Source organism: Sutterella parvirubra YIT 11816 (assembly GCF_000250875.1).
Classification (GTDB): Bacteria; Pseudomonadota; Gammaproteobacteria; order Burkholderiales; family Burkholderiaceae_F; genus Sutterella; species Sutterella parvirubra.
Window position 1 is genome coordinate 39,609 of sequence record NZ_JH604836.1, and the last position, 13,596, is coordinate 53,204.

General features: G+C 66.0%; 13 protein-coding genes. 6 read left to right on the plus strand and 7 right to left on the minus strand.

The annotated features are described in order from the left end of the window. Positions 1–6: 6 nt before the first annotated feature. The 6 genes from HMPREF9440_RS00220 to HMPREF9440_RS00245 are packed head-to-tail and all read right to left on the minus strand — an operon-like array spanning position 7 to position 6,452. Positions 7–879, minus strand: a complete 873-nt coding sequence (locus HMPREF9440_RS00220; RefSeq protein ID WP_008540348.1) for a septal ring lytic transglycosylase RlpA family protein — start codon at positions 877–879, stop codon at positions 7–9. A 29-nt stretch (positions 880–908) separates the two neighbouring features. Beyond that, positions 909–2,024: a rod shape-determining protein RodA gene (rodA, locus tag HMPREF9440_RS00225; RefSeq protein ID WP_008540349.1), complete on the minus strand. Its 1,116-nt coding sequence runs from the start codon at positions 2,022–2,024 to the stop codon at positions 909–911. Continuing rightward, a complete protein-coding gene (gene mrdA, locus HMPREF9440_RS00230) occupies positions 2,021–3,985 on the minus strand; it encodes a penicillin-binding protein 2 (RefSeq protein ID WP_008540350.1) in 1,965 nt (654 codons plus the stop codon). Before mrdA ends, rodA begins: the two co-directional genes overlap by 4 nt. 4 nt (positions 3,986–3,989) lie before the next feature. Beyond that, positions 3,990–4,514: a rod shape-determining protein MreD gene (gene mreD / locus HMPREF9440_RS00235; protein WP_008540351.1), complete on the minus strand. Its 525-nt coding sequence runs from the start codon at positions 4,512–4,514 to the stop codon at positions 3,990–3,992. Beyond that, positions 4,511–5,407, minus strand: coding sequence for a rod shape-determining protein MreC (gene mreC, locus HMPREF9440_RS00240; RefSeq protein WP_008540352.1), 897 nt, complete (start codon positions 5,405–5,407; stop codon positions 4,511–4,513). The genes mreD and mreC overlap by 4 nt, the downstream gene beginning before the upstream one ends. A 1-nt stretch (position 5,408) precedes the next feature. Next, positions 5,409–6,452, minus strand: a complete 1,044-nt coding sequence (locus tag HMPREF9440_RS00245) for a rod shape-determining protein (RefSeq protein ID WP_008540353.1) — start codon at positions 6,450–6,452, stop codon at positions 5,409–5,411. A 254-nt stretch (positions 6,453–6,706) separates the two neighbouring features. Between HMPREF9440_RS00245 and gatC the strand changes: the two genes are divergently transcribed. From gatC to gatB, 3 genes are read left to right on the plus strand one after another with little or no spacing between them, the layout of a single operon-like run. Continuing rightward, entirely contained in the window at positions 6,707–6,994 is a 288-nt protein-coding gene (gene gatC, locus HMPREF9440_RS00250) for an Asp-tRNA(Asn)/Glu-tRNA(Gln) amidotransferase subunit GatC (protein WP_008540354.1), read from the plus strand. A 12-nt stretch (positions 6,995–7,006) separates the two neighbouring features. Beyond that, entirely contained in the window at positions 7,007–8,464 is a 1,458-nt protein-coding gene (gene gatA / locus HMPREF9440_RS00255; protein WP_008540355.1) for an Asp-tRNA(Asn)/Glu-tRNA(Gln) amidotransferase subunit GatA, read from the plus strand. Positions 8,465–8,484: 20 nt separating this feature from the next. Beyond that, positions 8,485–9,933: an Asp-tRNA(Asn)/Glu-tRNA(Gln) amidotransferase subunit GatB gene (gene gatB, locus HMPREF9440_RS00260; protein ID WP_008540356.1), complete on the plus strand. Its 1,449-nt coding sequence runs from the start codon at positions 8,485–8,487 to the stop codon at positions 9,931–9,933. A 72-nt stretch (positions 9,934–10,005) separates the two neighbouring features. On the opposite strand, the gene pyrE is transcribed toward gatB, so the two are convergent. After that, complete coding sequence (pyrE, locus tag HMPREF9440_RS00265) at positions 10,006–10,683, minus strand: orotate phosphoribosyltransferase (protein ID WP_008540358.1); 678 nt, start codon at positions 10,681–10,683, stop codon at positions 10,006–10,008. A gap of 130 nt (positions 10,684–10,813) precedes the next feature. On the opposite strand from pyrE, the gene HMPREF9440_RS00270 reads away from it, so the two are divergent. The 3 genes from HMPREF9440_RS00270 to HMPREF9440_RS00280 form a co-directional block, all read left to right on the plus strand. Next, entirely contained in the window at positions 10,814–11,605 is a 792-nt protein-coding gene (locus HMPREF9440_RS00270; RefSeq protein WP_008540360.1) for an exodeoxyribonuclease III, read from the plus strand. After that, positions 11,605–12,306, plus strand: a complete 702-nt coding sequence (locus tag HMPREF9440_RS00275; protein WP_008540361.1) for a 16S rRNA pseudouridine(516) synthase — start codon at positions 11,605–11,607, stop codon at positions 12,304–12,306. The genes HMPREF9440_RS00270 and HMPREF9440_RS00275 overlap by 1 nt, the downstream gene beginning before the upstream one ends. Then, positions 12,303–13,596, plus strand: a 1,294-nt coding sequence (locus tag HMPREF9440_RS00280) for an AmpG family muropeptide MFS transporter (RefSeq protein ID WP_008540364.1), incomplete at its 3' end; no start/stop codon positions are given. The genes HMPREF9440_RS00275 and HMPREF9440_RS00280, both read left to right, overlap by 4 nt.

Here is a 13,596-nt window from a genome sequence, read left to right on the forward strand (position 1 = left end):
CCATCCTTACTTCTGCACCGCAAAGGCGCCCACGCCGAGGCGCGCGCCCACGTCGGCGGCGGTGGAGCGCGCCGCTTCGACGCTCATCCCTTCGCCCACGACGACGCGGTAGAGGTTGCCGTCCTTGACGATGCGCACCCGCAGCGCGCGCCCCGAACTCGCCAGGACGGCTTCGGCGTGCGCGCCGAACTGCGCGGCGTTCCCGGCGTTCGAGAAGCTCCCGATCTGCGTCGACCAGCCCGAGCGGGGCGCGGTGACGACGGAGGAGACGTTCGACGCCGCCGACTGAACCACATTTTCCACCTTCGTCGCCGCGGTGCGGGACGGATCCTTCCAGGCGCCCGAGGCGATCTGATCGTTGGTGAGGCGCTCGATGCGCACGCGCGCCGTGCCCTTCTCGACGTAGCCCAAGGACTTCGCTGCGGCGTAGGAGAGGTCGATCACGCGGTTGTGGAGGAACGGCCCGCGGTCGTTCACGCGCACGACGATCGACTTCCCGTTTTCGAGGTTCGTCACGCGCGCGTACGAGGGCAGCGGCATCGTCGTGTGCGCGGCGCTCGCCGCGTACATGTCGTAGGTTTCCCCCGTGCTCGTCTTGTTGCCGTGGAACTGCTTCCCGTACCAGGAGCCGATCCCTTCCTGCACGAGGGGCAGGTCCGCCGTCATCGGGACGTAGCGTTTGCCGAGCACCGTGTAGGGGCGAAGCGAAGGCTTGTAGAAGGGTTCGACCTTGGGCGACGCGCCGTTCGCGGCGGAACCGCCCAGCACGGGCGGTCCGTCGTTCTGGTAGTAGCCGTTGTCGGAGCCGAAGAAGCTGCAGGCCGAGAGAAGCGAGACCGCGGCGCCCGTGAGGACGACGCGGATGAGGCGTTGACGCATGTGTGCACCTCTGGAAGAAGTCCGGTCGGTTAGTTGTTCGGGTTCGCCCTGACTTCGGCGGAGATCGAGAGCAGGATCCCGGTCGAGACGCCCAGAATGAGGAGCGCCGTCCCGCCGTAGCTCATGAAGGGAAGCGGAACGCCCACGACGGGGAGAATGCCGCTCACCATGCCCATGTTGACGAAGGAGTAGGTAAAGAAGATCGAACCCAAGGCGCCGCCCAGCAGCCTCGAGAAGGTCGAGGGGGCCTGGGAGGCGATGTAGAAGCTGCGCGCGACGAGGCACGTGAAGAGGACGAGCAGAAGCGAGCAGCCGATGAAGCCGAACTCTTCGCCGTAGACCGCGAAGAGGAAGTCGCTCGTGCGCTCCGGAATGAAGTCGAGGTGGGCCTGCGTGCCCTCCATCCAGCCTTTCCCGGAGAGCCCGCCCGAGCCGATGGCGATCAGGGCCTGAATCGTGTGGAAGCCCTTCCCCAAGGGGTCGCTCGTGGGGTCGAGAAGCGTGAGGACGCGCTCGCGCTGGTAGTCGTGCATCATCGTCCAGACGATGGGGAGCATGCTCAGCCCACCGACGATCAGCACCGCGATCGCCTTCCAGTGAAGTCCCGCGAAGAAGATCACCGCGAAGCCGGCGGTGGCGACCAGAATCGAGGTCCCGAGGTCGGGCTGCTTCAGGATGAAGGCGACCGGCACCGCGAGCATCGCGAAGGCGGCGAGGTGGTCCCACCACGCCGCCGTTTCGCTCCGCTTGTGGTAGTACCAGGCGAGCATCATCGGGAGCGCCAGCTTCATGATTTCGGAGGGCTGAATGCGTACGCCCACGTCGAGCCAGCGCGTGGCGCCCTTGACGGTGACGCCTGCGACGTGGGTCGCCGCCAGAAGCAGGCACCCGAGGACGAAGAGCGGCAGCGCGCTTTTCTCGAACCACTTCACGGGGGTGGCGGCGACGACGAACATCACCGACGCGGCGACGGCGATGTTTCGGATCTGGCCTTCGATGCGCCAGGGGAAGCTGTAGCCCGCGGAGAAGAGCGTCACGAACCCGATCGTCGTCAGCGTGATGACGAGCCCGAGGAGCATCAGGTCGACGCGCATCAGCCGGAAGACGATCCGGCGAAGGAGCAGCGGGAAGTCGAACCGTTTCATGGGGTGTTCTCCTTCTTCGGGGCGGAGGCTCGGGACGCGGGACGGGAGGCGGCCTTCGCAGGCTTGGCGGCGCCCGCACTGTGGGCGGGCATCGCCACGCCCTTCGGGGGCGGGAGCCCCAGGGCGTTCTCACCCGTCAGCCAATAGTCGATCGCGGTCTTCGCGACCGGGGCCGCGGCCTTCGCGCCGAAGCCGCCGTTCTCGACGAGCACCGCAATCGCGATCCGGGGCTTTTCGGCCGGCGCGAACGCGATGAAGAGTGCGTGGTCGTGGTGCTCGCGGCGGAGCTTCTTTTCGTCGTAGCGCGTGTCCTGTGCGATCGTCACCACCTGCGCGGTGCCGGTTTTGCCCGCGACCGAATAGGGGGCGTCGCGGAAGACCGCGCGGGCCGTACCCTTCTTCGTCACGTCGACCATGCCGGCGATGACGGCGTTCAAATGCGCGCGCTTGAGGTCCATCCGGAGCTTCGGCTCGCGCGAGGCGCGTTCGGTCGTCCCGGTGACGACGTCGGTGCGCGCTTCGACCAGGTGCGGCGTCATGACGGCGCCGCGGTTCGCGAGCGTCGCCGTCGCGTGCGCGAGCTGCAGGAGCGTGAACGCGTTGTAGCCCTGACCGATCCCGATCGAGGGCGTGTCGCCCACGTACCAGGGCTCGCCCACGCGGCGCTCCTTCCAGGCGCGGTTGGGGAGGATCCCCGTCTGTTCGCCCACGAGGTCGATCCCGGTCTTTTGACCGAACCCCCAGGGTTCCATGAAGTCGTGGATGCGGTCGACGCCCATCTGGGTCGCGAGCCAGTAGTAGTAGACGTCGGAGGAGACCTCGATCGACTTCCGGACGTTGACCGGGCCCTTGGGCGAGCCGGTCAGGTCGCGGAAGCGGTGCTTCCCGACCATGAAGCTCCCGGTGTCGAGGAGTTCGTAGTCGACGGTCGTCACGCCCGTCTCCAGCCCCGCCATCGCCATGAAGGGCTTGTAGGTCGAGCCGATCGGGTAGATCCCGCGCATGGCGCGGTTCAGAAGCGGCTTCGTCTCGGCGGTGTTCAGCTGGCTCCACGATTCCGGGTCGATCCCGCCCGGGAAGAGGTTCGGGTCGTAGGTGGGCATCGAGGCCATCGCGAGGATGCCGCCCGTCGAGGGTTCGATCGCGATCGCGGCGCCGGTGCGGCCCGCGAGCGCGTTCTCCAGCACCCGCTGCAGGTTCATGTCAACCGTGAGCGTGAGGTTCTTGCCGGGCTTCGGGGCTTCGAGCGAAAGCGAGCGCACGGCGTGGCCGCCCGCGGTCACTTCGAGGACTTCGTGACCGGGCGTGCCGTGGAGTTCCGCCTCGTAGCTGCGTTCCAGCCCCACCTTCCCGATGTCGCGGGAACCTTCGTAGAGCGCGAGGGAGCCTTCTTCGTCGAGGCGCTTCTTGTCGTTTTGCGAGATCGAGCCGATGTAGCCGATGAAGTGGCTCCCGACGGCGCCGTTCGGGTAGATGCGGCGCTCCAGCTGGTTGATCTCCACCCCGGGGAAGCGATGCTTCTGCGCGGTGAAGACGGCCATCTCCACGTCGGTGAGCTGCGTGCGGATCGGAATGGAGTCGTAGCGGTTGAAGTCTTCGCGCAGGCGCTTGAAGCGTCGGCGGTCCGCCGGCGTGATCGTGACGACCGTCGAGAGTTCGTCGATCGTCTTCTCGATGTCCTTCACGCGGTCCGGGGTGATTTCGAGCGAATACTCGAGTTCGTTCCCGGCGACCAAGGTCCCGTTCCGGTCGAAGATGAGCCCGCGCGAACCCTGGCTCGTCACGGCGACGGTGCGGTTCTTCTCCGCGCGCTCGGCGTAGTTCTCACGGTTGAAGAGCTGCAGCCACGCAAAGCGCGTGAAGAGCACCAGGTAGAGGAAGACGGCGATGCCGAGCGCCCAGACGAGGCGCACCCGGAAGGGGCGCACGCTCGGGTCTTCGGCCTTGAAGTCGAATTCCATGGCGTCAGGTCCGCGCCGAGCGGCGCTGCGAGGTTTGGAGCGCGTAGGACCAGAGGGGCCAGATGAGGGCGCCGGTCACGGGCTGCAGGAACCACATCGGCTCGGGAAGGATGTTGTCCAACCAGAGACGTACGACGAGAACGGTGAGGTGCGCGATGAAGAGAAGCGGAAGGACGTGGAGCGCCTGCCCGACGGGGCCGAACCAGGGCACGCGCCGGTGGAGCCAGTAGGCGAGGTAGGCGAGCGTCACGTAGGCGAGCGCCTGCTGCCCCAGGACGCTTCCGTTCAGAACGTCCATGAGGAGCCCGCAGGCGAAGGCCGCGAACATGCCGACGCTTCTCGGCTGCCAGATGCACCAGTAGACGAGCGTCACCGCGATGAAGTCGGGCGTCCACATGAGCTCGCCGCTCATCGTCGCGATGTTGAGGACGTACGCCGCGAAGAACGTGAAGAGGATCCAGCGCCAGCCCGCCGGACGGCGGAGCTCTTCGCGCGGGGCGTCGGGACCGGAAAAGTCGTATGCGCTCATCGGCGGCGTCTCCGCTCAAAAGGCTGCTTCTCTTCGGTTTGGGCTTCCAGGGCCGCCGTCGGGTTCGGGTCGACGAGGATCACCGTCGCGAACTGGATGTCGTCCGTGATGGCGCCGGGCGAGGCGCTCACGCGCTGGTAGGTTTCGCCGGGCGTGTGCGTGACGGAGGTCACCGTCGCGACGGCGATGTTGCGCGGGAAGATCTTGTCGAAGCCCGAGGTCACCAAACGATCGCCGGCGCGCAGGTCGTCGTCCTGGCGCACGAAGAGGAGGTCGAGCTCGGGCTCGCCCGTGCCGGTCGCGATGTAGTGCACGCCCGTGCGTTCGTTGACGACGGAAATCTGCTGGTGCTGCTCGGTCAGAAGCCGCACTTCGGCCTGGTGGAGCACCGTGCGGTTGACCTGCCCTAAAACGCCGTAGACCCCGATCACGGGCATGCCGGTGACGAGCCCGTCGCGCTCGCCCAGGTTGATCTGAAGGCGCGAGACGAAGGGGTCCGAGACGCGTCCCAGAACTTCGGCGGTCTTCGTGTGGCTCGTCGTGCGGGGGACCGCCTCGACGAGGCTCCGCAAGCGCGCGTTTTCGACTTCGAGTTCGTTCAGACGCGCGGCGCGCAGGAGCAGAAGCTGGTTTTCTTCCTTGAGGCGCTGATTCTCGTCCGAGAGCGTGCGCTTGCTCGTGAAGTAGTTTTCGTACTCACCGATGAAGCGCGCGGGCGCGGCCACCACTTCGACGAGCGGCGTCGTGAAGCTCACGAGCGCGCTCCGGAAGCCGTCCACCGCCCGGAGGCGTCCGTCGACGAGGATGAGGATGATGGCGGCCAGAACGCTCAGAAGAAAGCGGATTCTGACCGACATCCCCTGCCGGAAGAGCGGCGGTGGACCGTATTCCATCTCAGCCCACGGCGAAGGCGGTGTGGAGCTTGTCCATGTTTTCGAGCGCGATGCCGCAGCCCTTGACCACGCAGTTGAGCGGCTCCTCGGCGATGTGCACCGGGAGGCCCGTCTCTTCCTTCAGGAGCTGGTCAAGGTCGCGCAGGAGCGCGCCGCCGCCGGTCAGTATCAGGCCGTGCTCGGAGATGTCCGCACCGAGTTCGGGCGGGGTCTTTTCGAGCGCGTTCTTCACCGCAACCACGATCTGGTTCAAGGGTTCCTGAAGCGCTTCGAGAATTTCGTTCGAGTGCACGGTGAAGGTGCGCGGGGCGCCTTCGGCCGTGTTGATACCCTTCACTTCCATCTCCAGAATTTCGGAACTCGGGAAGGCGCTCCCGATCGTCTTCTTGATCTGCTCGGCGGTGGGTTCGCCGATCATCATGCCGAAGTTGCGGCGGATGTAGTTGATGATCGCCTGGTCGAACTTGTCGCCGCCCACGCGGATCGAACCCGAGTAGACCATGCCGCCCAAGGAGATGAGGCCCACTTCGGTCGTGCCGCCGCCGATGTCGACGACGAGCGAACCCGCGGCTTCGCTCACGGGAAGGCCCGCGCCGATCGCGGCCGCCATGGGCTCTTCGATGAGGAAGACTTCGGAGGCGCCCGCGGCGAGGGCGCTTTCCTTGATGGCGCGGCGCTCGACCTGGGTCGAGCCGCAGGGCACGCAGATGATGATGCGGGGCGAGGGCGCGAAGAGGCGCGAGGGATGCGCCATGCGGATGAACTGCTTGAGCATCTGCTCGGTCACCGTGAAGTCGGCGATCACGCCGTCCTTCATCGGGCGCACGGCCTGGATGTTGCCCGGGACGCGGCCGAGCATCTGCTTCGCCTGACGGCCCACCGCATGAATCGTGGTCTTTCCGTTGGGCCCGCCTTCCTGACGGAGCGCGACCACGCTCGGCTCGTTGAGGATGATCCCCTTGCCGCGCATGTAGATGAGCGTGTTGGCCGTACCGAGGTCAATGGCGAGGTCGTTGCTGAAGTAGTTGCGGAAAAAACCAAACATGTTCGTCTTCGGATTTTTGAGGTTGGATGGCGGTGTTCCGGGAATCCCTGAGGGACCGCAGAAACGCCCGCCGCGCGCGCCGGACGCGGCCCGCAAGGCCGATTGTCAATGATAAACTAAGCCACCTACCGTCGTCGCCGGAGGACCCGCGGTGTGATCCGCGGAGCTGTATGGGAGTGTTGCTGCACGACGCATGCCTCATTTCACCCCGTTCCCGGCGGCCTCTCTCCTACTCCCTCACGGAAAGCAAGACTATGTCCCTAAGCATGGACGACATCCGGCGGATTGCCGATCTCGGCCGCATCGACCTCAGCGACGAGCAGATGCGGGTCATTCAGGGCGAATTGAACGACATCTTCGGCATGATCGAGCGCATCCGCTCGGTCGACACCGAAGGCGTCGCCCCCATGCCCAACCCTCATGACGGCGTGCAGCGCCTGCGCGAGGACGTCGTGAGCGAGCCGGAAAACCGCGAGGAGAACATGAAGAACGCCCCCGAACAGACGGAGGGCTGCTTCCTCGTTCCCCAGGTCATCGAATAAGGGTCACACGTCATGCAGGACATCACTTTCTCGAGCGTCGCGTCGCTTTCCCGCGCGCTTCAGGCCCGCGAGGTTTCCGCCGTGGAACTCGCGGAACACTACCTCGGGCGCATCGAAGCGCACCGCGGCCTCAACGCCTTCCTCGACGTGCGCCCCGAAGCGACGTTGGAGGAAGCCCGCGCCGCGGATGAGCGCATCGCCAAGGGTGAGGCCGGCCCTCTGACGGGCATCCCCATCGCCCACAAGGACATCTTCGTCACCCGCAAGTGGGCTTCCACCGCGGCGAGCAAAATGTTGGAGGGCTACATGAGCCCCTTCGACGCGACCGTCGTCAAGAAGCTCGCCGACGCCGGCATGGTGTGCTTGGGCAAGCTCAACTGCGACGAATTCGCCATGGGCTCGGGGAACGAAAACTCCGCCTTCGGCAAGGTCTACAACCCGTGGGACGCGAACGCCGTTCCGGGCGGGAGCTCCGGCGGGAGTTCCGCCGCGATCGCCGCGGGGCTCGCCCCGATCGCGACCGGCACCGACACCGGCGGTTCGATCCGCGAACCGGCGGCCTTCACTGGCGTGACCGGCATCAAGCCCACCTACGGGCGTCCGTCGCGTCTCGGCATGATCGCCTTCGCGTCGTCGCTCGACACGGCGGGCCTTCTCGGCCACACCGCCGAAGACTGCGCGATGGTGTTGGGCAGCATGGTGGGCTTCGACCCGTACGATTCGACGAGCGTCGAGAAGCCCACGGAAGACTTCACGCGTGACCTGAACGCCGGCGTCAAGGGCCTGCGCATCGGCGTGCCGCGCGCCTGGATGGGTGAAGGGCTCGACCCGGAAGTCGCCGCTTCGATCGAAAACGTCATCGACTTCTACCGCCGCGAAGGCGCCGAAATCGTCGACATCAAGCTTGAGAAGGCCGAGTTGGGCGTTCCGGTCTATTACGTCGTCGCCTGCGCCGAAGCGAGCTCGAACCTCTCGCGCTTCGACGGCGTGCGCTACGGCCACCGCGCCGCCCAGTACGAAGACATCGTCGACATGATGAAGCGCTCGCGAAACGAAGGCTTCGGCCCCGAACCGAAGCGCCGCATCATGATCGGCACGTACGTGCTCTCGCACGGCTACTACGACGCCTACTACCTCAAAGCCCAGCGCGTGCGCCGCCTCATCGCGGAAGAATTCCATCAGACCTTCCGCTCGGTCGACGCGATCCTCTGCCCGATCACGACCGGCACGGCCTACGACTTCGGCGCCAACGCCGACCCCGTGAGCGCGTACCTCTCCGACCTCTACACGGTGCCCGGCAGCCTCGCGGGGCTCCCCGGCCTCTCGATGCCCTGCGGCATCCACTCGAACGGCCGTCCGATCGGCGTGCAGCTCCTCGGCGAGCACTTCACCGAAGCGCGCCTGCTCGGCATGTGCGCGCACTGGCAGCGCGCCACCGACTGGCACGCCCGTCACCCCGCAGGCTACTAATTCGACGAGGAACCGCAATCATGCAGTGGGAAGTTGTCATCGGTCTTGAGACGCACGTTCAGCTCTCGACCCATTCCAAGATTTTCTCCGGCGCGCCCCGTCAGTTCGGCGACGCGCCCAACACGAACGCCTGCTTCATCGACATGGCGCTCCCGGGGAGCCTCCCGGTCCTGAACCGCGGCGCCGTCGAGCGCGCGATCCGCTTCGGTCTCGCGATCGACGCGAAGGTGGCGAACCACTCGGTCTTCGACCGCAAGAACTACTTCTATCCGGACCTTCCGAAGGGCTACCAGATCAGCCAGTTCGAACTTCCCGTCGTCGTGGGCGGCAAGCTCACGTTCGCGGTGGAGCCGAAAAAGGGCGACCCCTACATGAAGACGATCAACCTCACGCGCGCCCACCTCGAAGAGGACGCGGGGAAGTCGATCCACGGTCTCGTGCAGGGGAGCTCCGGCATCGACCTCAACCGCGCCGGCACGCCCCTTCTGGAAATCGTGACGGAGCCGGAACTGAGGAGTTCCGCCGAAGCCGTGGGCTACGCCCGCGCGCTCCACGCGCTCGTCGTCTGGCTCGGGATTTCCGACGGCAACATGCAGGAAGGGAACTTCCGCTGCGACGCCAACGTGTCGGTCCGCCCGGCGGGTTCGACCGAATTCGGAACGCGCTGCGAAATCAAGAATCTCAACAGCTTCCGCTTCCTCCAGGAAGCGATCGACTTCGAGGTCCGCCGCCAGATCGAATTGATCGAGGACGGCGGCAAGGTCGTGCAGGCGACGCGCCTCTACGACCCCGACAAGGGCGAAACGCGCCAGATGCGCACGAAGGAAGACTCGATGGACTACCGGTACTTCCCGGATCCCGATCTTCTCCCCTTGACGATCTCGGACGAGTGGATCGCCCGCGTCAAGGACGAAATGCCTGAGCTGCCGCATGAGCTTCGCGCCCGCATGGCGAAGGACTTCGGGCTTTCCGACTACGACGCGTCGATTCTCACCGCCTCGCGCGACATCGCCGACTACTACCTCGGCGTCGCCGAAGCCGCCCCCGACAAGAAGATCGCCGCCAACTGGGTGATGGGCGAAGTCTCCGCCGCCGTCAATCAGACGGAAGGCATGAGCTTCGCGGAAGCCCCCGTCGCGCCCGCCGTCCTCGCGAAGATCCTCGCGAGGATCGCCGACGGCACGATCAACCAGAAGGGTGCGAAGGAAGTCTTCGCGGCCGTCTGGGCGGGCGAAGGCACGGACGTCGACGCCGTGATCGAGGCGAAGGGTCTGAAGCAGATTTCGGACGCGGGCGCCCTTGAAGCGATCATCGACGAAGTGCTCCGCGACAACGCGAAGTCGGTCGAAGAATTCCGCGCTGGCAAGGAAAAGGCCTTCAACGCGCTCGTGGGTCAGTGCATGAAGAAGACCCGCGGCAAGGCGAACCCCGCGCAGGTGAACGAGCTTCTCCGTAAGAAGCTCGGCTGAGGCTGAAGGGGAACCCCAAGCACGAAAAAACCGGCCTCGCGGCCGGTTTTTTCACGGATCCTGCGGGAGGAATCAGGCGCCGTAGCGCTCACGGTAGGCGGCGACGGCCGGGCGGAACTGCGCCACGGCGCGGGCCTTTTCCGAGTCGCCTTCCATGAAGGCGAGAAGGTCCTTCAAGGAGATGATCGAGACGACGTTGAAGCCGAAGGTCTTCTCGACGTCCTGCACCGCGGAGGTTTCGGTCATCTCGACGGCGTTGCCGCCCTTTTCCTGACGGTCGAGGGCGATGAGCACGCCCGCGGGCGTCGCGCCGTTCGCCTGGATCATCGCGACGGATTCGCGCACCGAGGTCCCCGCGGAAATGACGTCGTCGATGATGACGACCTTGCCCTTGAGCGGCGCACCCACGATCGTGCCGCCTTCGCCGTGGTCCTTCGCTTCCTTGCGGTTGAAGGCCCAAGGCACGTCGCAGCCCAGACGCGCGAGGTTCGTCGCCACGCTCGCCGCAAGGGGGATCCCCTTGTAGGCGGGCCCGAAGATCATGTCGAACTCGATGCGGCCTTCGTTGCGGGCGGCGAGAAGCGTCTCGGCGTAGAAGCGCCCGAGCGTATCGAGAAGGGCGCCCGTGTTGAAGAGGCCCGCGTTGAAGAAGTAGGGCGAGAGGCGGCCGGCCTTCGTCTTGAATTCGCCGAAGCGAAGGACGTTCGCATCAAGGGCGAACTCGATGAACTGTTGCTGGATGGACTGCATGGGTGAAGAATGCGGGGAAATATCGCGACACGACGCCGGGACCGAAAACCGGTGTACCGGGCGGCATGCGGTTGGAAGAATCAGTAAATTATAGGACACCCGATTTTTGAACTTTCGCTGGAACCTCCCCATGTACCGCATCGTCACGGTCAATGCCAACGGCATCCGCTCCGCCCACAAGAAGGGCCTTCTCGAATGGTTTCTCGCGTCGGACGCCGACGTGCTCTGCATGCAGGAAGTGAGGGCGGGCGCGGACGACGTTCCCGCCGCGTGGGCCGAGATTCCGGGCTACCACGCGTACTTCCACCCCGCCGAAAAGAAGGGCTACTCGGGCTGCGCCCTCTGGTGCCGCGAAGAGCCCCGCGAGGTGCGTACGGGCTTCGGGGGCGAATTCGACGCCGAAGGGCGCTTCGTGGAGGCCGACTTCGGCACCCACATCGTGATGTCGGCCTACTTCCCGTCGGGAACTTCCGGGGACGAACGTCAGGCGGCCAAGTACCGCTTTCTCGACCAGTTCCTCGACTACGTCGAGCGCCGCCGCGCGGAAGGCCGCGAGATCGTCTTCTGCGGCGACGTCAACATCGCCCACAAGGAAATCGACCTCAAGAACTGGAAGGGGAACATGAAGAATTCCGGGTTCCTCCCGGAAGAGCGCGCCTGGATGACGAAGCTCCTCTCGGAGCACGACTGGCGCGACGTCTTCCGCCTTCTGGACCCCCGGCCCGATCAGTACACCTGGTGGAGCCAGCGCGGGCAGGCCCGCGCGAAGAACGTCGGTTGGCGCATCGACTATCAGATCGCGACCCCGCTTCTCGCCTCCTGCGCCCGCGCGACCTCGATCTACAAGGACGAGAAGTTCTCGGACCACGCGCCGCTCACGGTCGACTACGACCTCGGCGCCCTGACCGCCGGAGGCCGCTGATGAAGACGCTCGCGGACATTCTCTTTGAACAGGGTTTCGGCACGCGCCACGACTGCCGCTCGATCGTGTCGGCGGGTGCCGTCGAGGTGGAGGGGCGCGTCGCGGACGACCCGGATGAGCGCTTCGACGAAGACGGGATGCGCTTCACGTACCGGGGCGAAACCTGGCCCGTCGTGGAGCACGCGATCATCGCGCTCTACAAGCCCGCCGGGTACGAGTGCTCGATGAAGCCTTCGGCGCATCCTTCCGTGATGACGCTTCTTCCCGGGCAGCTCCGCCGCCGCAACGTTCAGCCCGTGGGGCGCTTGGACGTCGACACGACGGGGCTTCTCCTCATGACGGACGACGGGGCGCTCCAGCACCGTCTCATCCACCCGAAGCGGCACGTCCCCAAGGTCTACGAAGTGACCCTGAAGCACCCGGCGGCGCCGGACCTCTGCGAAAAGCTCACGGCGGGCGTGGTGTTGGACGACGATCCGAAGCCCGTCGCCGCGAAGGCCGCGGAATTGGTGACGCCCACGCACCTGAGGATGACGTTGGTCCAAGGAAAGTACCACCAGGTGAAGCGCATGGTGGCCGCGTGCTCGAACCGCGTCGAGGCGCTCCACCGGAGCGCCTTCGGCGCGTACCGGCTCCCTGAAGACATGAAGCCCGGCGAATGGCGCTGGATTTTGGACCGCAGCGAGGTGCTGGGCGGATGACGGCGAAGGGGTGGCGCGAGAGCCTGGCGGTCTATGCCGAACCCGCGGCTCTGCGGATGTTCTTCTTCGGCTTCAGCTCGGGGCTGCCGCTGCTGCTCATCCTGGGGACCTTGAGCTTCTGGCTTCGCGAGAGCGGGGTCGATCTGAAGACGATCGGCTTTCTCTCGTGGGTGGGCCTCGTCTACGGCTTCAAGTGGGCGTGGTCGCCTCTTGTCGACCGCTTCACGCTCCCCGTGCTCGGGCGCCTTTTGGGGCGCCGCCGCTCGTGGCTCGCGCTCTCGCAGGCGGGCGTCGCTTCGGGGCTTCTCGTGATGGCGTCGACCGATCCCGCGCAGAACCTCACGATGATGACCGTCGCGGCGCTCTGCACCGCCTGGTGCTCCGCCACGCAGGACATCGCCTTGGACGCCTACCGCATCGAGAGCGCCGCCGAGGAGAAGCAGGCGGCCTTGGCCGCCACGTACCAGACGGGCTACCGCATCGCGATGATCTGGGCGGGCGCGGGCGCGCTCGCGATCGCCGCCTGGGCGGAGACCCAGGGGGCCGACATGCGCGAAGCCTGGCGCTGGAGCTACGGCGCGATGGCGGCGAGCGCTCTTCTCGGCCTCACGGCGACGCTCCTTTCCCCCGAACCCGAATCCCGCGCCAAGGCGGTTTCGCCCAGGCTCTCCTGGAGCGAGAAGGTCGCGCGCTACGTGGTAGAGCCCTTCTCGGACTTCTTCCGCCGCTACGGGAAGGCGTCGTTCGTCATCCTGGCCTTGATCGCCACCTACCGCATCTCCGACGTCGTCATGGGAATCATGGCGAACCCGTTTTATCAGGACATGGGCTTCACGAAGGCCGAGGTTGCGGCCGTCTCGAAGGTCTTCGGGGTCGTGATGACCTTGGTCGGGGCCTTCGTCGGTGGCGTCGTCGCGATGCGCTTCGGCACGATGAGAACGCTCGCCCTGGGGGCGATCCTCGCCTGCGGGACGAATCTCCTCTTCGTGCTGCTCTCGCACGCCGGGCACGACGTCGTCGTGCTCGCAGCGGTCGTCTCCGCCGACAATCTCGCCGGCGGCTTGTCGAGCTCCGCGTTCCTTGCGTACCTCTCGGGGCTGACGAGCCGTGAGCACACGGCGACCCAATACGCGCTCTTCAGCTCGCTGATGCTGATCCTGCCGAAGTTCCTCGCCGGCTTCTCCGGCGTCTTCGTCGAGTGGGCGGGCTATGCCGGGTTCTTCACGATGACGGCCGCCATCGGCGTCCCGGTCTTCTTCCTCACGCTTTGGGCGGCGGCGCTGCGCCGCC